Below are 21,545 nucleotides of genomic sequence, written 5' to 3' on the forward strand. Positions count from 1 at the left end.
AACCATCATGGATGGCACAATCCAAGGGTATGCCGGGCCGCCTCGCTCTTCGAGCACGCAGAATCCCGCGCCCCACAGCCCAGCCGGAAAATCGGCCTCTGACTATCTCCGAGCGCTGCGCCGCCGGATATGGTTTGTTCTGGCGATCAGTGTACCGTTGAGCATTCTCTGCGGAATCGCAATCGCCTATCAGCCTAACATCTACAGTGCCAAGACACAGATTGCGATCGTCGCACCGGAGTTTGACCCCGTCCTTTCGTCGTTGGTCTCGCCCACTGTAGGGAACCAACCCCACGAGAGCACCGAAACTTATGCTCCCAACCGGCTCGCCATGCTTCGCAGCCCGAGGCTGGCCGAACTGGTCGTCAATGATCCCAGCTTGACCAATGGCGCGGGGGCATCGGAAGACGCGGCCGACGAATTGGTCTCCTCGATCCAAACGCGGCCGGTTCAGGGGACTAACCATTATATTGTGACGCTCGAGGGGCGCGATCCGGTACGGATCTCGAAGTCTCTCCAACTCCTAATCGATTTCTTCAAAAATCAGGCCAGCGATGAGATCAACCTGAAAATCGACAATGCCAAGCAGTCTGCGGACGGCTACTTGTCGGTACTCAAAAATGAGCATAATGAACTCACAAAATCTGTTTTCGCCATGCTCCACAACTCGGAGGTGATCGGTCCGAGCGGCAAAAACATGATGGAGTGGAAATATGACATGATCGCTTCGAGCATCGTGAGCGATCAGCACGATCTGAGAGATCTCAGTCAGCAGGCGTATCTCTTTCCGAACTCGCGCACTCAGGGCATGACCGATCGCTACGGCCCCCAGATGTTCGAGCTTGAGTCGCAACGAGAGAAGCTGGGTGACCAGCTTCGCACCTACAAAGGCCAAGTTCGCAACTACGACCATGATCCTGCGGTGATCCACGCTGCCAAGAAGCTCGAAGGTGTGATCGCCAAGCTCAAAAAGTATCAGGCTCTGAGCGAGTCGTCAGCACCGGCCGCTGATGTCAACCCGTATGACTCCCTGATCCTTTCCAAGAAAGAAGATCTCCGGCTCAAAGAAGAATCACTCGCGAAAGTATTGGACGACTTGCAGGCCTCGATGCCTAAGTATCAGCAATACCAGGATGTGATCGATAAGATCAAGTTGAAGGGAACGCAGATCGCGGAGATGGAAAAGAAGATCTGGGAGTTCGGTGCCATCTCGCAAGGCAAGAAGGATCCGGTCACGCAAGTTGCCAGCGTGGCGGAACCGACCCAGCCCATCCGTCCCAAACGCGCCCTGAACATGATCTTCGCGTTGATTCTCAGCTTTGGATTAGGCATTGGTGTGGTCTGCCTTCTCGAGCACATCGACCACTCGATCAAGGCGCCGGAGCAGTTGACCTCCGCGCTGACCTTGCCGCTCTTCGGGGTTATCCCCAAGATCCGCCGCTCGGCGTTACTCCATCGCGGCGGCCACCTCTGGACCCCCGGCGCTCCTGATTCGATCGAGGCTGACGCATTTCGCAACTTGCGGGCGAGCCTGCTCGGGATCACCGATAAGCGGGGGCCGATCGTCACTCTGCTGGTCACGAGTGCCAAGGCGGGCGAAGGCAAGAGCACGACCGCGCTCAACCTGGCCGCCACCTGTGCCCGAGCCGGTGAACGCACGCTCTTGATGGATGTCGACCTTCGTAGGCCCAGCCTGGCCGGTGTCTTTCAAGACCAGGATGAGGACGGTTCCGGCCTGGGCCTGGTCGACGTGTTGCGAGGTGACCTGCCCTGGCAACGGACCGTCGTTCGCACCGATATTCCGAATCTTGACTTCCTGCCCACCGGCGACACCACGGGCGTTCCCATCGAGATTCTCGGGGCTCTCGAGCTTCGTCAGCTCATGATCGGACTGGCAAGCCACTACGATCGGGTGATCCTCGACGGTCCCGCCATTCTCGGCCTGGCCGACTGCCGGATGCTGGGACGAATCGTCGACGCGTCATTGCTCGTCGTCCGCTCGGGTTCCCAGGAACTCCGGCCACTCCAGCATGCCAAAGCGATGCTCGAGCAGTCGCACGTCGTAATTGCCGGCGTCGTCTTCAACGGGCTCTACGAGGATCTCAAAAACTGGTCCAGCTATGGCCCCGAGACCCCGTACGGCTACACGAGCGGTATTGCGGGGCGAAGCGGTCCAGCGGCTCCTGGGTTGGAGGCTCCCACCGAAGAGCAGACCGCTCTTCCCATGGCCACCTCGCTGTAGTCCTGAGCCGGAGACGCACCTTTGAACCTTCGCCGACGACTCCAGGCTAAAAACGATCGACTCTTAAGCGTTGTGCTGGCCACCTTGCTGGTCGGCACAACGCTGGCCTTTGGCGGCGCAGTCTGGTGGGCCGGGCCGGTGATTTCGGGACTGACTTTTCTCTTCGTGATGGCCTGTCTGCTCCGGATCGCTCTCGAAGGGAAAATGCCGCTCTTGAAGAGTCCCCTGACGCTGCTGGGGCTTCTCGCCCTGGTGCTCGGGGTTGTGCAACTTGCACCGTTGCCCCCTGCCCTCGCGTCTCGGTTTTCCCCGCGCTCTCAGCAGGTCTATAATCAGGGCTTCTTTCCCGATCGGGTTCATGAACTCGATCCCTCATACGAGCTTCCCCCGCCGGCAACGAACCGATCGCCGATCACCGTCGATCGAGCCGCTACATTGCGATGGATCGTCAGCGCATCGGTCTGTCTCGCCCTCTTCTGGGGGGTATCGCACTACACTGACCGTCTTCGCCGACTCTATCTCATCTGGGGCTGCCTGCTCGCCGTTTTCTTCTTGAACACCTGTTTCGTCGTGGTCCAGGTCGCCGGCCGGAGCAACGGCCTCTACGGCTTATACGAGCCGGGACACGGACCGATGTGGGCTCCTTCGCTCACTGACTTGATGACCTCTCCCAATGCTCTGGTCTTGCGAACGGTCACAGGGCCATCGCCATCACACCCGTCATGGGGTCGGTTGTTACCGGACCGGCCCTTCTCGTTGGGGACACTGATGGGAGGGCCCGACGCCTACCTGGCACTCGCTTCGTTCGGGTTGCCGCTGGCCCTGGCGATGTTAATCCAGTTAATCGCGCCTCGTGGAAGCCGCGCGCTGTTGACGGTCCGACTGGCTGAGTCTGGACAGAGTGGGTTAGTCGTTTTGCTGACCCTCTTGCTGGTTACGAGCGCGTTGATGGTCGGGCTGCTCGCAGGTCCCCTGCTGAGCTTGCCATTCGCGCTCGGTCTGATTCTGGTGGGCCTGCCGAGTGCTTGGCCGACGGGAGTTCGCTGGGCAGGGCTCGGCTTGACCATGTTGGCCCTGACCGGGTTGGGCAGCGGCATCGGGGCTCGCCTGATTATGGAGACGCTCCCAGACACTCCCGCACCGATCTCGGCGGTGAGCTTCCAGACAGCCTCGCGGGTCTGGAAGGATTCGTTGGCGATGACCCGCGATTTTCCGATCTTTGGAGCGGGGCTAGGAAGCTTCTCCTCAATCTACCCCACGTACAAGTCACAGGATGAAACGCGAACGAATGCACTCAGTACTCTCTTGCAGTGGTGGGTTGAATCGGGATTCGTCGGTTTGGCGCTCTTGTTGGTTGGGATGATCTGGTGTCTATTTCGCTTGCCAGGGGCAGTGCGTCGAGTAGGGACCGCTGATCGAGCGTTGGTGTTCGGCTTGATTGGAGCAGCGGCGGGGTTTAGTTTATACGCGGTCGTCCATTGGACCATCGAACTTGCCGCTGTCGCCGTTGCCGTGAGTGCCCTCGGTGGGATCTGCAACCGTTGGCTTTCGGGCGGAACCGACCTGTTCGTGGAACGTGGGTAGCCGTCAACTCGACGTGCTTCAAGGAGGAGTTGATCCCACGATGCCGGAAACTGCCTGCCTACATATCCAGGCTCGAGACTCGGACCCGATCCGAGTCGTCGAACTCCCCGGCTCCTCGGTGCGGATCGGCCGCGCATCCTATTGCGAAGTCCGTCTGACCGAACCCGACCTGGCCGACGAAGAATGCCGCTTGAGACGCCGAGGGGGAACATGGCAGCTTGTGCCCTCACGGGCCGCCGGTTTCGTCTGGATCGATGGCCGATCCGTGGAGGCCACTTGCCCGCTTCCTTTCGACGTTCCGTTCCGGGTCGGAGATCACTGGCTCACCCTACGGCCGACCGGCGCGGCCTCACCGGAATGGCGAGCCTACAAGACCCCTGCGCCAACGACCTCGACCGTCGTTCGCGAGGAGGTTCGCCCTCCCGTTGCGCCGCCGCGTGGCCGTGACGATTCAGGCGATCTGTTCGAATTCACGGCTCCGCCTCCCCGGCCCACGCCCGCTCCAGATTACGACCATGTGTCGCGCTGGAAAGAGCGCGAGGAGAAGCGGTCGAAACGATCCGATGTCAGCCCCGAGGAACGGCGATGGGAGAATCGCTGGCGCGCGGCCGGCGAACGTGTTCGCGCCCGTCCGCCCGTCGCGGCCCCGCCGGTTCCTCCTCCTCCGCCCGTTGCAACCACGCCGCCGGAGGAATTGACGCACCGTCGCGCGCCCCTGGATGCAGCGGACCTGCGGAACCGGGCACGGCGAGGAATCACTCCCGTCGATCGGCGTGCTTCCATCGCCGAGGTTCCCGCAAGCGTTCCGCCCGTTCCTCCTCTCACGGCTCCGCTGGTCACGGCTCCATTGGCTGGGACTTTTCCCCCGACCTCTGTGATGCCGCAAGGCGTTGAGTACCCATCGCCGCTGGTCGCGGCTCCACTGTCTGAGATTTCTCCCCCCAACACGCCATCGTACCAGACGCCTCGACTCCCTCGGGTCGACCTTCCCTCGATCGAGACTCGGGCCGACATCACTCCCGCGACGGACCTGCCCGTCGACCCGAATTTGTCGGCCCTCGAATCGCTTCACGCGCTGCCGCTCTCGGCTGTTCCAGAAACGCCGTCGTTTACAGAGCCGATCGCTGACGATTTCCTTGTGATCAACAGGCTTGCTCCTTCGCCCGAGGTTGGCCAGACGACAAGCGCCGAGTGGCCGTCGGAAGCCGTGATCGAAGCACCCGTTGCGCACGAAGCGAAGGTCGAGTCGTTCGAGGAAATTGAAACCCCACCCTGCGTCGCAGAAGATGCCAACCAGGCTCTCGCTGCCCAATCCCTCGAAACAAACAATCTCACCGAGACGCACGAAGAACTTTTCTCGTTCGAGGAAATTGAAACCTCGCCTTGCGTCACGGAAGATGTCGACCAGGCCCCGGCCGCCCAATCCCTCGAAACGAACGATCTCACCGAGACGCACGAAGAACTTTTCTCGGATGCGGAGGCCATTGCGTCTCCATCTCCTGCGGTTCTGACGGAGCCGGCAACGGTCATCGAAGAGGCTGTCCACCTTGAACCTCTTGGACCGATCGAGGCCATCACGCCTTACCCCTCTCCGGTTCTGACGGAGTCGGCAACGGCCATCGAAGCGCCTGCCGCCGCCGAGACTCGCGTAGAGGCAGAGGCAATCAGGCCGCTCTCGCCTGCGACACTCGCGGAGCCGATTGAGTCACCCGAATTCGTGGCCGATGCAAGTCCCGCCGATCCGGACGAAGTGATTCTCCATCAGACCGATGTCGACTTGACGACGAGTGTTCACGATGCCTGCGGGCCACCGAGAACACCAAAGGCCACGTTTGCCGGACCGGCGGTCGAGCCAGATCACCTTGAAGCGCCACCGATCGGGGCTGCTCAGCAATCCGAGGCTGTTTCCTCCTTGGCGGAATGGTCCGTCCCTTTCGATACGTCGGCAGGGGCCGGGAGTGGCTCGACGGCGAAGGAAACGGTCACGCCTTCGAGTCGCGACTGGCCCACGGTGCGGGATATCCTTGCGTCACATCACGCTAGTGTGAAGCGAGCGGGCGCCCCACGACCGGTCGTGCGCCCGGCACTCACCCAACCGATTCTTACGGAACCTCGGGAACCGGCTCACTGGACGTTTCCGCTCTGGTTAGGTTGGCCCCCTGCCCTGATCGCCGTCCTCGTTTTCGGGATGACCGGCGTCGCCCTTTCCTGCATCTGGTCCGCCGATGCCCGCTGGTCGGGTTCCGTCGCCAGTCTCTTGGCAGGGGGAGGCGCCAACGTGAAAGCGGTTCCCGAGAGCGTTCCCCGGCCTCGGGGTTCGTGGTGGCGATCGTCGGCCGCCAACCTCATGCTCTGGTCGATCTACTTCGATCGACGGCCGATCGACGATCCTTTGAATGCCGAGCAAGCCAACGCGCTGCTCACCGCCGCATCCCAGGCGTCTCCGATCCAGGCTCAGGTTCGTTTCGCGTTGGCTCGCCGCGCTCCTCTCACTGACGAAGCGTCGTCCTTCCTCCCTAGCCTTGGCCTGAGTCAAGACATTGAAGCCCAAACTTGGCTCGGGCACCAATGGCTTCAGGCTGGTAAGAAAGAGGCGGCGATCAAGGTCTACCGCCGTGCGCTCGAGATGGCTGCACAGGCCGATCTGTCACGCGTCCCGGCGCCTCTGTTTGACGAAGACACGCAGATTCTTCGATATCGTCTGCCCGGCGAGGAGATCACGGGCCGGGTGCTCCGCGACATGGCCGAGCAGACCACTTGGACGTTCTCGGATTGGAAAGAGGCCCTCCCGCCGTTCGCGTCCATTCCCCTGGCCGCAGCGCGCATGCTTCGCGAACGCGGGAGTGCTGATGCGGACGCGGCCTTGGACCTAGTTCTGACGCGTCTCGATGCCCCGCGTCTCGCGGGAACGTCGGCCTCTCTTCACCTCGCCGCACAGGCTGAGGCTTTTGCGTTTAAGTCCCGCTGGAGCGAGGCGAAGGCACGATATCAGGAAGCGCTTGAGCTGATGCCGATCGATACGATCAAGCGTTCTTGGTGGATGAATTTGGCGGAGATCGAGCGAAGGCTTAACGATGATTCGGGCCGGCAGGCCGCCCTGGAACTGGCCAGGGGCAACAACGTCAACGACGAGATTTCCCAGCGTGCCATCGACCTCATCAGGTATTCGGGAACTCGTACCGAAAAAGTCAGCGCACAACGCTGATCGATCAGGTGAAATCAACGACAGCGACCCTGTCTCTCCCAAGGACGGATTCGGCCCCAAGGATTACGACCATGGCGACGACGCCCCTTGCATCGGTCTGCGTACATTCATCAACCCTTACCCCGAAGCCCGAAGACCTTCGCTCCTCCCTCTCCTCGGCCTTTGCCGACCCGGAGCAACGGAAGCGCCTCTTGGGTGGATTCCTTTGCCTCGGACTCCTGGGTTTGATCTTCGGCGTAAACATAAAGCATTTTGTTCATGCATGGTCGACTGACGAAAACTACAGCCATGGTTTTCTCGTACCGTTGATAAGCCTCTACTTCGCCAACCAGGCCGCCATGCAAGGGCCAGTCCGACTCCGAGGTGGAACAATCCTCGGGATTTTGCTCCTGGGCCTCTCGCTCTTCGGTCGCCTGGCCATGGTACTCATCCCCATTCCGTTCCTGGGAGATTTGGCCTTCCTGGTCGGAGTGGCCGGCGTCTGTGCTCTGCTGGCGGGGACCGAAGCGCTGCGGCGTTACTGGTTCGCCATCTTCTTCTTGATTTTCATGGTTCCGTTGCCGATCGCGCTCTATACCAAAATCGCGTCGCCGCTCCAGTTGCTGGCCAGCCAACTCGCCACGGCCTTTATGAACGTGACCGGCGTCCCTGTACTCTGCGAAGGCAATATGATGACCTTGCCGGGCGACATCCAGATGTTCGTCGCCGAGGCCTGTAGCGGAATGCGCCAACTCACAGGCTTCCTTGCTTTGACGGCAGCGGTGGCCTACCTCGCGTCCCGCCCCTGGTGGTATCGTCTCGCGGTCGTCGCGTCCGCGATTCCAATCGCCCTCACCGCCAACGTGGCGCGCGTGATCCTCACGGGATATGTCATGTACTTCGTGGATCCGCAGTACGCGTCGGGAACGTATCACACCCTCGAGGGGTTGCTGATGATGGGTTTCGGCCTGTCGTTGCTCCGAGGCGGATGCTGGGTACTTGACCAGATCTGTGCCATCACCCGGCCCCCCGTCCCTACGGAGACGCCGGCCTCCTGAGCCGGTTCCTCGCTCGACCTCCGCTACTCTTCCACGCGAACAACGGAACCGGCTTGGCCTCCGAGGATTATCGATGTCCCCCATGCGACGCGTCCTACTTTGCGGCCTGATTTTGACTTGCGGCTTCGCTGCGCAAGCAAGCCTCGAGTCATACACGAAAATTGATCGGCCGCCCCTTCGCCGCTCGCTAACGACCTTGCCTTACCAGTTCGGAAGCTGGGTCGGACGCGATAAGGTGGTCGATCCCGCAATTGTGAAAGAGGCCCAGGCGACCGAATATCTCAGCCGGGTCTACGAAAGTGGAGAATTCCCTGGTCGGCGCCTCGATCTCTGGATCAACTATTCCGACCAGGGACTCAACCTTCGCCATTCGCCGGAGATTTGTCTCCCCTCGGGCGGATGGACCAAGATCGAATCGGCTTCCCATGAAATGTCGATCGCTTGCGATTCCGGAAAAGACTTGCCGATCATGCGGCTTGCGTACTCGCAACGCGATTTGGTGATGGGAATCGGATTCTGGTATTATATCTTCGGGGAAGGGAAGCTCGAGCAATACGTCCGCGGGCTCCCGATCACGAGCCGGAGCAGTCACGGCCGAACTACTCGTGGATCAGGGCTTACCGTCGAGGTGTTCTGCTCGGGCGAGAGTGATCCCGATGGTAAGGTTCTCAAAGATTTCGCCGCTGCTTTGCTGTCGGAGATGGAGCCGATCCTCCCCGAGGACCGGGCTGAGTATTTCATCCCATGAGCATGGCTGCCATGGGTCCTTTCCGAAGGGTCGCCCCTAGGCCCGGCCCCCTCGCAGTCCTTGAGGAGTTGCTCGCATCATGAAACGGGCCTTGATTACGGGAATCACGGGGCAGGACGGTTCCTACCTCGCCGAATTCTTGCTGGGCAAACCTGAGTATGAGGTCCACGGCCTCGTGCGCCGTTCCAGCAGCCTCAATCGGCAGCGAATCGACCATTTGTTCGGTCCGGAACCCTCGATCCGCGAGCGTTTCCACTTGCATTACGCCGACCTGGCGGATGCGTCGAGCCTCGCTGGAGTGATGGAACGGCTACGCCCCGATGAGGTCTATAACCTCGGGGCGCAGAGCCATGTGCGGGTTTCGTTCGATCAGCCGCTCTATACCGCGGACGTGGTCGGACTGGGAACGCTTCGGCTCCTGGAAGCGGTCCGGCACCTCGCCCTATCGAAGCCCGTCCGGTTCTACCAGGCCTCGAGTTCCGAAATGTACGGATCGGCCGCTCCTCCGCAAGGGCCGAATACCCCATTCCACCCTCGAAGCCCTTATGCGTGCGCCAAGCTCTATGGGCACTGGCAGACCGTGAACTACCGAGAAGCCTATAACCTGTTCGCCTGCTCGGGCATTCTGTTCAATCACGAGAGCCCAAGGCGCGGCGAGTCTTTCGTCACCCGAAAGATCACACTCGGGGCCACTCGGATCAAGGAAGGTTTACAGCAAAAGCTCGTCATGGGAAACCTCGACGCCAAGCGCGATTGGGGATTTGCCGGCGACTACGTGCGCGCCATGTGGTTGATGCTCCAGCAAGAGCAGCCTGACGACTACGTCGTGGCGACGGGCGAAACCCACTCGGTGCGTGAATTCCTCGAGTGGACCTTCTCCCAACTTGATCTGGACTATCACGATTTTGTCGAGTTCGATACCCGTTATACCCGGCCGTCCGAGGTCGACGTGCTGCTGGGCGATGCCAGCAAGGCCCGCGAACGCCTGGGCTGGGAAGCGGAAGTCGACTTCCCGGGTCTCGTCAAGATGATGGTCGAGCACGACCTCGAACTCGCGCGTCGCGAGAAGTTCGCGATGGGATACTCGTCCCCCTGACCTGACCAATCGGGCTCTTCCCGATCGTCCCGGCAGCGCGGCAGGCGTCTGCCGGGGACTTAACCTCAATGCTCCGCGCTTCAATTGGTTTGGTTCGTCCCCCCTTTGTCCTTGCTCTTCCCCAAGGGCAGTTCAGGGGGCGACCGCAGCGCCTGCTCGTAGAGAAGCACCGACGATAGAACATATAGAGGAGTCCACCATGACACGGGAACGCGCAACCAAAGTTGTGGTCATCGGACTCGACTGCGCCGAGCCAAGCCTGCTGTTTGAACGGTTTGCCGATCGCCTCCCTAATCTTTCAAGACTCCGCGACCAGGGTGTCTGGGGTAAGCTGAGGAGTTGCGACCCTCCGATTACCGTGCCCGCCTGGATGTCGATGATGTCGAGCAAGGATCCAGGAACCCTTGGCTATTACGGGTTCCGGAACCGCGCGGATCGCTCCTACGAGAAGATGACCACCGCCACGGCCCTCGCCGTGCACGAGCCGCTGCTCTGGGATTTCCTGGGCGCAGCCGGCAAGCGAGTCATCCTGATCGGCGTCCCCCAGACCTATCCGCCTCGACCGATCAACGGGCTGATGGTGACCGACTTTCTCACCCCTTCCATTGCGTCGAACTACACGTACCCGCCCGACCTCAAAGAAGAGATCGCCTTACTTCCCGAGGTCCACCCCTACGAGTTCGACGTCAGCGACTTTCGGACCCCCGATAAAGGGAAGATCCGCGACTCGCTGATCCGGATGACCGACAAGCGATTCGCCCTGGCCCGTCATCTGCTGACGACGAAGCCGTGGGACTTCTTCATGATGGTCGAGATGGGAACGGACCGGGTCCACCACGCCTTCTGGCAATACATGGATCCGAACCATCACCGTTACGAACCGGGGAATCCGTTCGAGACGGTCATCGTCGACTATTACGTGCACGTCGATCGCAAGGTGGGCGAGCTCCTCAAGGTCCTTCCCAAAGACACCCACGTCCTGGTTGTCTCCGACCACGGCGCTCAGTGCATGGACGGAGGGATCGCCCTCAATGAGTGGCTGATTCAACAGGGTTACCTCGTGCTCCACGAGTCACCCGCCACGCCGTCGCGCCTCGAATCGCTCAAGATCGACTGGGCGCGAACCACGGCCTGGGGCTCCGGAGGCTACTACGGCCGGCTCTTCCTGAACGTCAAAGGACGCGAGCCTCAAGGCCTGGTCGCTCCCGAGGATTACGAAACGACGCGCGATCGCCTCGTCTCCGAACTCGAAGCACTCGGCGACCCCGACGGCAAACCGATCGGGACTCGGGTCCTCAAGCCGGAGAATCTTTATCGGACGATTCGAGGAGCAAGCCCGCCTGACCTCTTCGTTTATTTCGGCAATCTGCGCTGGCGATCGGTCGGTACGGTCGGAACCGGACAGATTCATACCTTTGAAAACGACACCGGCCCGGACGATGCCAACCACGCCCAGGACGGCCTCCTGATCGCGGCCGGCCCCGGAATCGCACCAGCCGGACCAATCGACGGCATGCAATTGATGGACGTCACGCCGACCATCCTCCGGTTGTTCGGCCTGGACATCCCCGCAGACCTGCAAGGACGCGTGCTCAAGCCGATCGCATCCCACGAAGAAGCGTTAGCTTGAGCCAAACTGAGCCACATCGAGTTTACCTCATTGAGAATTCAGAAAGGTTGGTGATGCGCATGTCCAACTTGAACACATGGAAAGATGTTCAGGGACGTGGAAAACGCGTGATGGCGCGGATGGCCCGCCGGATTCTTCCGAAGACGACCATCCGACTTTCGCATGTCGAACCGGGGGTTACCTTAAAGGTGAACCTCAGGAGGCACGTGATGTTTTGGTCGCAGGGCTTGGCGCGATTCGAGCCGTCGACCGTCCGCGCGATTCGGGCCGCGATTGGTGAGGGGGACCAGGTCCTCGACGTGGGAGCGAACATCGGCTTCTTCAGCACCCTGCTCTCGCGATGGGTGGGTGATGGCGGGCGCGTCCTCGCCGTCGAACCCGAAGTGGAGAACCGGGGAATGCTGCGCGGCAACCTCGAGTCGAACGGCTGTCGCAACGTCACGATTTGTGAGTGCGCCGTCGACGCGACCCCGGGGATTGCGAAATTCAGCATTGATGCCGCCACAGGTGCCACCGGTCGACTCGGAGCCGATCCCACCGCGAGCGAGCTTGCCGTGGGTACCGGCAAGGTGCAGGTGGTCGAAACCCGGGTCGAAACCCTGGATTCGCTCTGCGAGGTTTATCAGGTTACCCCTTCGTTCGTGAAGATCGATATCGAAGGGGATGAGATCAAGGCGCTCGAGGGGGCGACCCGAATTCTCCGAACCGCACGACCGGTCATCGTCTCCGAACTGTCCGGTCTCGGCGGATCCGAAGTGATCAACCTCCTCAGCCGTGAAAATTACCAGATGTGGGACCTGGAGACGAGCCAGCGCGTCGGCCCGGACGATCGCCCCTTCATGATCGTGGCGATCCCTGGGGAACAGGAGCAAGGGGAACGAGCCCAGAAGATCAAGGCGGCGATTGGAGCCGACGCTTCCTCGACAGGTCCCGTTACGGAGTGACCGCGTCCTTCAATTGGACGAGGGGGCGAGCGACTTAAAAAATAAGGAATTCAAGGGAGGTTTGCGGCCATCGAGCGATGACCGCTCACCTTCCATGAATTCCCAAAGGTTGACGAGGCCTCTCCTCAACCCCTTTGATCGCGGTCTTGAACGTACGATTCTCAGGAATTCGCCTGCCCCCTGATTCGGCGTTGTGATAGGTTGCGGCTAGGTCGTCGCCTGATGGCAGGGCCAATCCCTCATCGAGGAGCCGAGCAATGGGCGAACCCGCGCGAACACTGCTCCTGCTCGCCGGCCGCCTGGATGCGCAAGGCGAATTTGATTCGATGCGTGCCTTCCTGGACCGGTTGCGCGGCGTCGGCATTGCGGCGAACCTCCTCTACGTTTCGGCCGGCGAAGGCACCTCGGCCGACGAGCGGTTCATCGAATGCCCGCGCCTCAGCCACCGCTGGCAGCTCGCGCTGGCCGTCCGTCGCCTTCGGCTTGGCGATCCCTCACGCCGGCCCGAATTGCTCCACATCCTCCACTCGACGATGAGCAGCGCAGGGTTGGCGATCGCCGAACATTGGGGCCTTCCTTATATTCAGACGGTCGATGAGTTCCTCGGGCCTCGGGATCGATTACGCCTGAGCCGTCGCTGGTGCCGAAAATTGGTGGCGGTCAGCCAGGAACTCGCCAGCGATCTCGAAGAGAATTTCGGAGTCCCTGCCTCCTTGTTGTCAGTGGCCTGCCCGGGGATCTCAGCTCCCGAACCGGTCGCTCCTCCCTCCTCCAAACGCCTCACCCCTGTGCCTGTCATCGGCACAGCCGGCCCTTTGGTCCCCGCTTCGGGCTTCGCCACCTTTTTGAACGCCGCGCGCAAGGTCCTTGATGCCGGGATCGATGCCGAGTTCGTGATCGCAGGCAAAGGGGAAGACGAGGTTGACCTTCGCCGTCGCGCTGACCGGTTACGGATCGCCGATCGGGTCACGTTCGCGAGTCAATCGCTTGAGGGCTTTCGGTTCTGGAGTGTGCTCGACATTTTCTGCCTGACCTCATTGGTCTCCACCGTCGGCCTGTCGTTGGCGAGTGCCATGGCTGCGGGTGTCCCCTCGATCGCGTCCGAAGTCACTGGGCTTCGCGCCTTGATCGACCATGACGTGTCCGGCCTGTTTGTCCCGCCGGACAACTCAACCGCCCTGGCGGAGATGATCCTCTCCCTCCTGAGCGATCCTGACCGATCCCAGCGGATCGGCCAACGGGGGCGGGAACTCGTCCTTCGCGACTTCCAACCCGACGATGAGGCGCGGGACCTGGAGTGCGTCTATCAAGCGGTCCTCGCCCAGAACGAGAACGTGGTTCCTCAACCCGAACCCATCCCGATCCGCTGATTCTCCTCATCACGCGCCAAAACCCGGCGCTCATAGACATTCGCCCAGGCCAGAAAATCGTAGAAGGACAAGAGGGTGCAGAAGACGAGCCCGGGCTTACCGTCAAGAAAACCAAGGCGAATGACGTACGAGTAGACGAAGCGAACGAGGGGGCGCATCGGAAGCCTGAGGTAGACCTTCTTCAGAAATCGCTTGAATTGTTTCCCGGTGCCGATCGACGTCGGGATCGGCTCACTGAGAAACCGTTCGTACATTTCCGCTTCCCAGCGGGCATATCGATTGTGCTTCTCGACCCAGGCGTAGATCGTCGGGTAGGCGTAGTGATCGAGTTCGTGGACGAGACGAAGCGGCTTTCGGACCCCGTTCAACTCGACGTGTTCGTGCGCCTCGTTGTCGCCAGTCTGCGCGCCTGGCCGAACAGGCATCTTTTCGTAACGTCCCAGCTTATGCTTGAAGAGGCGCAAGTTCCAAGCCTCGGAGTATCCGCAATGGCGGATCCGACGGCCGAGGAAGTAATACTTCATGTTGAGGTAGAACCCATCGGCCTCGTCGCTAGCAGTGCGCCTGGCGATCTCAGCGGCCAGTGGGGGAATCACCACCTCATCGGCATCGACAATGAGAACCCACTCGTTGCGGAAAGGCAGGTTCTCCAGCGACCAGTTCTTCTTCTTGGGATAGCTGCCATTGAAATGAAACTGGACCACGCGAGCGCCATGCTCCGCCGCGACGGCCGCGGTTTCATCGGTGCTCTGACTATCGACGATGAAGATCTCGTCGGCCCACGCCAGCGCGGGCAGGCAGCGTTTCAGGTTCTCGGCTTCATTCTTCACCGGGACGAGAACACTCACCTTGACCTTGCCGGCCGGGGGGCTCGTCGCGGCATCGGACATCAGGCGACCGGTTTCGGATGGCGCGTCCTTGGTTTCGAGCAGGGGCATAAATTCGGCTCCAGGGCTGTCGCTGGCCCGTGCTTCCTCAAAAAAAAGGTGGCCGCAATCGACCGACAAGACGTCGCTCCGCTCGCGGATCAAAAAAGGGGTGTCGAACCAAGTCGGACCTGGGCCAAGGGAGAGCAGCTCAAGGCTCCTGATCGGGGCCAAGCACCGCCTCGGGCGGTTTCCCACCCCCGCTCATCCAGCGGTAGACGTCAGCCAGGCGTTGCCCTTGCTGCTCCCATGTGTACTTTTGCTCGACAAGAGCGCGACCGGCCGCCCCCAGTGCGGCTCGCTGCTCGGGAGTGCGTTCCAGCAGGTCTCTCAAGCCGCGAGTCACCTCGTCGACGACCGGCTCAACGACGATTCCACCCTCGAAGTCAGCCAACTCGGAGAAGTGGCAGGCCGTCGTGATGAGCACCGGCAAGCGACAGACGAGCGCTTCGAGGATCGCCATGCTGAAGCCTTCGCTGTAGCTGGGCAGGATGAAGGCATCGGCGGCTCCCCAGACACGTCGGGCGCGTTCACCCGAGGCATGGCCGACCCAGGTCACCCGCGAGGTGAGGCCGTCGTCATTGATCCGGTTCAAGAAAGGCCCGAGTGCTCCATCGTCGTTCCCTGCCAGGAGGAGATGGACCTGGGGGTGTTCGCGTTGAATTCGGGCGAACGCTTGGGCGAGCAGGTCGAGTCCCTTCTTGACGTGGATCCGGCTATAGAAGAGCAGAACAAACTTGCCCTTCAGCTCAGGGAATTCCTCCTCGAGGCAAGATCGATCGGGCAGATTTTCAAGGGGGACCGGATCAACTCCATTGGGGATGTAGCAAATCGGGGTCCGAGGCGCGAGTGCGCGGAGATGGCCGATCTCCGGTCGCGACAAGGCGTGGAGACAGGCTGCGCGCCGGAGGTTTTTGCCCTCGATCAGCGCCGTGTAGACTTTTTTCTTCCACGCCTTCTGACGCATCGCCCAGGGCTCGGCCATCCCGTGAGCGGCGATCATGTAAGGGACGTCGGCCCGCCATGCCAGCCGCGCACCGCGACGGGTCTGCGCTTGCCAGAGGCCGTGCATATGGATCACTTCCGCTGTGCGAACGACCGCCTCGAGCTCGGTTTCCGGCCCCTGAAGCCGAACGTTCGACGGAAGAGGAGTGTCACCGAGCCGGGATGGGGTCGGAGTGACGATATTGACCTGCCCCCCGATCGCCGCCAGCGCTCCCGTCATTCCGAGAATGCTTGGCACCATCCCGCCATCACGGACCGGGTCGAGCCCATTGCATATGTGCAGCCAGCCCTCTCGAAACGTTCGGTGTGCGGAGATGGGCCCGGGCGCAGGGGTTTGGGCCCGGGCGGAGGAGTACGATTGGCTCATCTTGGGTCTCGGTTCAGGGCATGACCGGCGGGCGTCGCCCACCTCATTCCTTGGTGACGTTCGATCACGGTGTCTCAGCGCGACAATAACCCGCGACTCGGGGTTACGGGGGGCGAGACCCACCTCTGCTTTAGCGTGGGCAAGGCCAGTTCCATGGCCTCGAGCGTGCCTTGGGCGAATCGTTCCGGCCCCCACTCCGCCACAACGGCACTCGCTCGACGACCCATTGCCTGCCGCTCGGCAGCACTGAGCGAAGCCATCCAGACGAGACTGTCGCTCATGGCCTCGACGTCGTGCGGATCGAAGCGTCGCCCCGTGGAGTCGGGAAGGTCGGGGACGAGAGTCTCGCCGCACCCCGCACGATCCGAGATCAAGAGGGGAAGCCCACACGCGGCGGCCTCGTTAACGACCAGGCCCCACGGCTCCATCAAACTCGGATGGACGAATGCTGAGGCAAACGCATACCAACGTGAGAGTTCGTCGGCCTGGAGGAAACCAGGGCGATGGATCGAGCCGGCAAACCCGGAGGACGCGACTGCCTCTTCAACTTCGGCGGCGCCGGGGCCGTCGCCGCAAAGAACCAGGTCCCACGCCCCCTCTTTCGGGACGGAGATCCGATAGCGTGCATAAGCGCGAACCAGACGCACAAGATTCTTCTCGGGTGCGAACCGGCTCACCGCCAGGAAGAAAGGAGACCGGGGTAATCCCTGCTGCCCTTCCAGAGTTTGGCGAGCGCGCTCAGCCTGCTCCGCGTACCGGTCGTTGTCCACGGCGTTGTAGCCCAGGACGATCCGGTCGCGAGGCATCCCGAGGTCGACGAGATAGTTGCGATGGGGAGGCCCCCCGACAAGGGCGCTCGAGAATCGCCGCACTCGGATTCGCTTGACCGCCTCTTTCCACCAAACGCGAGGATGGTCGATCGCCTGGCTTTCCGACATCAGGATCGCCGGACGTCCTTCACGGCCCGCCCAGCGAAGAATCGCGGTCGACTCAGGGCGGGAGTAACCGACGGCCGCCACCACGTCCGGCCTGTCGCGTTTGAGGACGTCATGTATCGCCTTCGAGCACGCCGATTTCGAGAGGGTTTCCAGCGTTCGGTTCGGGAAGAGCGTGACCCACTCGAACGGTTCCTTCCCCTGTTCGCGGACCCAGGGATACAACCGCTCGGTCCCGGCGATTTCATAGGCGATCAACCGTCCCCCGCCAGCGTCGAGAGCGTGGGCCAAGGCCCGGAGCCTGGCCAGGTGATACGGTCCGAAATTGGTGAACGAGATAGCAAGCGTTGTTGGCATTGATGCGAGTTCCCTCTCGTTCCCGCCTTGAATCGTCACGGGGCCGGGTGATCGTTTCAGGCAGCGTACGCCGCGACCGGGACGTCGCGTGACGCTCCTCCCATCTTGTTCACGAACCAGAGCAAGACGAGGAAGGGCATCGATGTGAAGCCCCAATTGTAATAGAACCAGACCAAGGGATCGTCAGTGACAACCATGAACCACGCGTTGAAGAAGAAAACAGACCACCAGGCCTGGACCCAGGGGACGTGGGCGTGCAATCGAAAATAGTCGTAGCATGATCGCAGAAAGATTGCCATGCAGGCGAAGACGATCGCGGTCGCCCATGCTCCTCCGTTGAGTTGAGTTGCGCCGTGGATCCCAATCGCCGGGCCGGTGAAGGTCGAGTCTCTCTTGAACTCTGACCCGGCGATCCATGCGTTGACCCATTGTTCACGACCAAAGTACGGCTTGCTCGGCCAAATGATCCGGGGGATGAACGTCGAAAAGATCCGAAGGTACGAGGCCCCATAGTCGTACTCGGACATCGCGGGTACGGCAGTCATCATCACAAGGAAACCGCCATACTCTTCAGTCTCGTGTGACACCGGCCGCGAGGAATCGTCATCTCCCTCGATATTCATGTTTCTCAGGATGGTGCCCAGGTCGAAATCACTCAAGAAGGTAAGGAATTCCGAGGCTTCTCTTCCGCGTTGCCGTTCAAATCTCCAACCAATGGCAATCGATACCGCCAGAGCGCCTGCGAAGCCCGTGATGATCAGGACCGGCCAGGAGGGCCGGCGCAGGCGCGTAATGTAGTAGACGCACACCATTGTCAGCACACCCATCAGCGAGTGTGACCGTTTTCCATTGAACATCCAGATCAGGATGTAGAACGCACAGATCGCCAATCCGCTGGCGGTGAACATGGGGCGATTCCTTTCGCCCGACCGGCCGGTCACGATCAGCAGGACGGCCCCGACGAGCATGACGAAAGGGAAGGAAGCCAGCAGCGCCCCTTCGGGTGTGACCTCCCCTCCCCCGCCATTGCTGAGTAAGAGCCCCGCGCCCACGCAACCCCAGAGGATGAGGAGAGGGCTAATGACGCAGACGATCCCGGAAGACCACTGGCTTGGCGGTTTCGGCAGGCATCTCGAGAGTAGCTTGGGAAACCCGCAATGGTAGATGATCATGAACCAGATCAGGGCCCATAGCGCCCTGATATTGGCTGCCATGACCATTTGGGGACCGCGGACTTGCACGGCCCAATCGTGGTAGTTGATCGCCTGAAATACGTAAATCTGGACGTAGCCGACGAGGAACATCCAGATCGGCGCAAAAGGGTCGAATTTCCCCGAGACGAGATGTGCGAGGAAAACGGCGACAATGACCGCCACAATGCCATAAGCTGGGAGAACTTCCACGCTGATCCCCCTCCTGGGGTTTCCATTAACCAGGATTGCCGATCGCATGCCGAGCCGCCCCGGCGACGGCCAAATGATAGCGAGGCCAATCGAATGACTCGGCTCGCGTCCGGGCCGCGACTGACATCGACGCACGACGGTCAGGGGCCAGCCCCAGTTGCTCCATGGCCTCGGCCAGGCGCTCGATGTTCCCAGGTGGTACAAGTCGGCCCTCAACGCCGTCGCGAACCACCGATCCGGCGTCGGGAGTGACGACACAGGCCAGACCGCAAGCGAGCGCCTCGTAGGTCACCACCGCCGACCCCTCGAAAAGCGAAGGGAACACGAAGACGTCGGCCGCCGCCATGATCGCGGGCATCTCGGCGTGAGAGACACGGCCGAGTACCTCTACCTCATCCAGGTAATCGACGAGTGGTCCGGGGTCGCTGGGCAATCCGCCGAGCAGTTGAAGTCGCCATCCCGGACGTCGGATGCGTCGCCACGCTTCCAGGAGATACTTGATCCCCTTCCGTTGAGTGATTCCACCCGCAAACAAGAATGTGCATGTTTCGTCATGCCGCTTCGCCGGGTCAGGTCGGAAGCGGAGCGTGTCGGCCGCGTACGGGATCACCGTGATCTTGTCTCGAGAAGTCCCGTATCGAATCAGGGTTTCCGCGATATGGTCGGAAGGAACGAGGATGCGATCCGCCAGTTCGATATCGCGGAGTCGGCGGGCGTGGAGCCAGGCCAGTGCCTCGAGGTCGAGTGAACCGTCGCCCAGGTAGATCCGGAAAAAATCGGGCGCGGTCTCCGCCTCACGTTCGAGAACCTGTTGTTCCTCACGGACATCACCGTGGACCATGCTCAGGATGGTCCGGATCCCGAGTTCGCGGCAGCGTGGCAAGGTGTATTGTGAGCCCACGTCACTGAAGATGAAAGCGGCTTCAGGACGATGCCGGGGCAGTGTACGTGCCAACATTCGGTCGAATCGTTCCGTCCGCCACCGCGCGACACCACTCCGGGCTCGATGGCCTCGTCTCGCAAGTTGCTCCTCGAGCCTGAGCGCGACGTCATATCCCCATGAAGAACGGACTCGCTCGCCCGGAATGTTGGGGTCAAAACGCCGCGAAAGCGCCCGTTGCAACCGAGCATAACGTACAGGAGCAACCCGGCTCGCCAGCGAACCAACGCGGCCGGCTCCTCGATAGTAGTAGGCCGTGTGGAAGCTATGGAGGAGGTCGGCTTGCGCCAACCCGATCACGGCCTGGTAGGCAGGTGGCCTGGCGTCGGGGCATGCGACAAGAATTCGATCGGTGCGTAGAGTCGTCATCGCGTAGAACGCGCTCATCCGTGAAGCAAATTGATGGATGACATCCCTCGCCGGTCATCGTAAATCGACAGGATCGTCAGCGTCAAGGGTCGTATGAGCGCGGTCGGCAGGATTTGGATCGCGGCGTCCCGACACGCTCTCGCGGTTTCCCTCCGCTATTCATGGCCGGCGGGCGATCGCGAAGGTTGAATCCTTCAAGTCGTGGTAACCTCAACGTTGGAATCGAGAGAGTGGCTCGATTATACTAGCCGGGGTCGTCATCAGCCCGGGGCCTCGATTCGGTCATCCGTAGGATCGAAGGAAAGCGTATGAATTCACCGCAGACATCCGAGATGGCCTCGCCTGATATTGACGAGCTGATGTCACTCTTGAACCGGCTCCTTGAGAATGTGGCGACGGTTGTCCTGGGCAAGCCTGAGGTCATCAAGCTTGCTGTCGTTGCGTTACTGGCCGAGGGACACGTCCTCATCGAAGATGTTCCCGGCGTGGGCAAGACGCTCCTTGCTCGGGCGCTTGCGGCCAGCATTGACTGCTCATTCCGTCGCGTCCAATTCACCCCTGACCTGCTCCCTTCGGATATTATCGGGTCGAGCGTGTACAACGCCGCTTCGGGCGAGTTCGTTTTTAAGCCCGGGCCGATCTTCGCCAACGTGATTCTGGCGGACGAAATCAACCGCACGACCCCACGAACCCAGAGCGCGCTGCTCGAGGCGATGAGCGACACGCAGGTTTCGGTCGAAGGAAAAACTTATACTCTCGAACCTCCGTTCATCGTACTGGCCACCCAGAACCCTTATGAGTTCGAGGGGACCTACGTCTTACCGGAAAGCCAGCTCGACCGGTTCATGATCCGGCTCCGGATGGGCTATCCCGTTCGTTCCGAAGAGCGCCGGGTGCTTTCCACCCATCGGTCAGGGGAACCGGTCGAAACACTCCGCCCAGTCCTCATGGCGGAAGACGTTCTCCACCTCCAACGCGCGGTGCGGAATGTGCGGGTCGACGACGCAATCGCCGAATATCTGCTCGATATCGTTCATGCGACCCGCAAGGGAGAGGACCTTCACGTTGGAGTCAGCACCCGAGGCGCGCTGACCTTGTATCGTGCCGCCCAGAGCCTCGCGTTCGTGTCGGGCCGCGGCTACGTGGTCCCCGACGACGTGAAATTCTTGGCCGTACCGGTACTCGCCCACCGTGTTGTCGGTAAGTCGTTCCTCCAGGCGGGTGAGTTCGGCGCGGCCGAGGCGATCATCCGTGATCTGGTGGATCGTCTCCGCGTTCCCTCCTGAGCGATCTCATCTCACCGGGCGTGGCTTTGCGAATCCCCTAAAGGGTCGCTCAACGCCAGAATCGACGTGGGATCTCCGTCCTTTTTTTTTCCTGAATTTGG

General features: G+C 61.1%; 15 protein-coding genes. 10 read left to right on the forward strand and 5 right to left on the reverse strand.

Going from position 1 to position 21,545, the window contains the following annotated elements; all coding sequences use genetic code 11:
* Nucleotides 1–7: 7 nt before the first annotated feature.
* The 9 genes from SINAC_RS28805 to SINAC_RS28845 all read left to right on the forward strand — a co-directional run bounded on the left by SINAC_RS28805 (nucleotide 8) and on the right by SINAC_RS28845 (nucleotide 13,856).
* The gene (locus SINAC_RS28805; RefSeq protein WP_015249091.1) at nucleotides 8–2,242 is read left to right on the forward strand and encodes an exopolysaccharide transport family protein; all 2,235 of its coding nucleotides are present in this window, start codon (nucleotides 8–10) and stop codon (nucleotides 2,240–2,242) included.
* Nucleotides 2,243–2,263: 21 nt separating this feature from the next.
* On the forward strand, nucleotides 2,264–3,826 hold the full coding sequence (locus tag SINAC_RS28810; protein WP_015249092.1) for an O-antigen ligase family protein: 1,563 nt from the start codon (nucleotides 2,264–2,266) through the stop codon (nucleotides 3,824–3,826).
* 40 nt (nucleotides 3,827–3,866) lie between these two features.
* A complete protein-coding gene (locus SINAC_RS28815) occupies nucleotides 3,867–7,031 on the forward strand; it encodes an FHA domain-containing protein (RefSeq protein WP_015249093.1) in 3,165 nt (1,054 codons plus the stop codon).
* A gap of 71 nt (nucleotides 7,032–7,102) precedes the next feature.
* Nucleotides 7,103–8,068, forward strand: a complete 966-nt coding sequence (locus SINAC_RS28820; protein ID WP_015249094.1) for an exosortase/archaeosortase family protein — start codon at nucleotides 7,103–7,105, stop codon at nucleotides 8,066–8,068.
* A gap of 73 nt (nucleotides 8,069–8,141) precedes the next feature.
* Complete coding sequence (locus tag SINAC_RS28825) at nucleotides 8,142–8,816, forward strand: EpsI family protein (RefSeq protein WP_015249095.1); 675 nt, start codon at nucleotides 8,142–8,144, stop codon at nucleotides 8,814–8,816.
* Nucleotides 8,817–8,895: 79 nt separating this feature from the next.
* Complete coding sequence (gene gmd, locus SINAC_RS28830) at nucleotides 8,896–9,912, forward strand: GDP-mannose 4,6-dehydratase (protein ID WP_015249096.1); 1,017 nt, start codon at nucleotides 8,896–8,898, stop codon at nucleotides 9,910–9,912.
* A gap of 199 nt (nucleotides 9,913–10,111) precedes the next feature.
* A complete protein-coding gene (locus tag SINAC_RS28835; RefSeq protein WP_015249097.1) occupies nucleotides 10,112–11,542 on the forward strand; it encodes an alkaline phosphatase family protein in 1,431 nt (476 codons plus the stop codon).
* Between the two features lie 209 nt (nucleotides 11,543–11,751).
* A complete protein-coding gene (locus tag SINAC_RS28840; protein ID WP_157579468.1) occupies nucleotides 11,752–12,486 on the forward strand; it encodes an FkbM family methyltransferase in 735 nt (244 codons plus the stop codon).
* Nucleotides 12,487–12,743: 257 nt separating this feature from the next.
* Nucleotides 12,744–13,856, forward strand: coding sequence for a glycosyltransferase family 4 protein (locus SINAC_RS28845; RefSeq protein ID WP_015249099.1), 1,113 nt, complete (start codon nucleotides 12,744–12,746; stop codon nucleotides 13,854–13,856).
* Here SINAC_RS28845 and SINAC_RS28850 read toward each other — a convergent pair.
* The 5 genes from SINAC_RS28850 to SINAC_RS28870 all read right to left on the reverse strand — a co-directional run bounded on the left by SINAC_RS28850 (nucleotide 13,829) and on the right by SINAC_RS28870 (nucleotide 20,158).
* Complete coding sequence (locus tag SINAC_RS28850) at nucleotides 13,829–14,794, reverse strand: glycosyltransferase family 2 protein (protein ID WP_015249100.1); 966 nt, start codon at nucleotides 14,792–14,794, stop codon at nucleotides 13,829–13,831. The two genes, SINAC_RS28845 and SINAC_RS28850, sit on opposite strands and share 28 nt — an antisense overlap.
* 139 nt (nucleotides 14,795–14,933) lie before the next feature.
* Complete coding sequence (locus tag SINAC_RS28855) at nucleotides 14,934–16,154, reverse strand: glycosyltransferase (RefSeq protein WP_015249101.1); 1,221 nt, start codon at nucleotides 16,152–16,154, stop codon at nucleotides 14,934–14,936.
* A 74-nt stretch (nucleotides 16,155–16,228) separates the two neighbouring features.
* Nucleotides 16,229–17,446, reverse strand: a complete 1,218-nt coding sequence (locus tag SINAC_RS28860) for a glycosyltransferase family 4 protein (protein WP_015249102.1) — start codon at nucleotides 17,444–17,446, stop codon at nucleotides 16,229–16,231.
* A gap of 56 nt (nucleotides 17,447–17,502) precedes the next feature.
* Nucleotides 17,503–18,849, reverse strand: a complete 1,347-nt coding sequence (locus tag SINAC_RS28865; protein WP_015249103.1) for a hypothetical protein — start codon at nucleotides 18,847–18,849, stop codon at nucleotides 17,503–17,505.
* Nucleotides 18,850–18,874: 25 nt separating this feature from the next.
* Nucleotides 18,875–20,158, reverse strand: coding sequence for a glycosyltransferase family 4 protein (locus SINAC_RS28870; protein ID WP_237722779.1), 1,284 nt, complete (start codon nucleotides 20,156–20,158; stop codon nucleotides 18,875–18,877).
* A gap of 308 nt (nucleotides 20,159–20,466) precedes the next feature.
* On the opposite strand from SINAC_RS28870, the gene SINAC_RS28875 reads away from it, so the two are divergent.
* On the forward strand, nucleotides 20,467–21,444 hold the full coding sequence (locus SINAC_RS28875; protein ID WP_015249105.1) for an AAA family ATPase: 978 nt from the start codon (nucleotides 20,467–20,469) through the stop codon (nucleotides 21,442–21,444).
* Nucleotides 21,445–21,545: the final 101 nt, after the last annotated feature.

Source organism: Singulisphaera acidiphila DSM 18658 (genome assembly GCF_000242455.2).
Taxonomy (GTDB): Bacteria; Planctomycetota; Planctomycetia; order Isosphaerales; family Isosphaeraceae; genus Singulisphaera; species Singulisphaera acidiphila.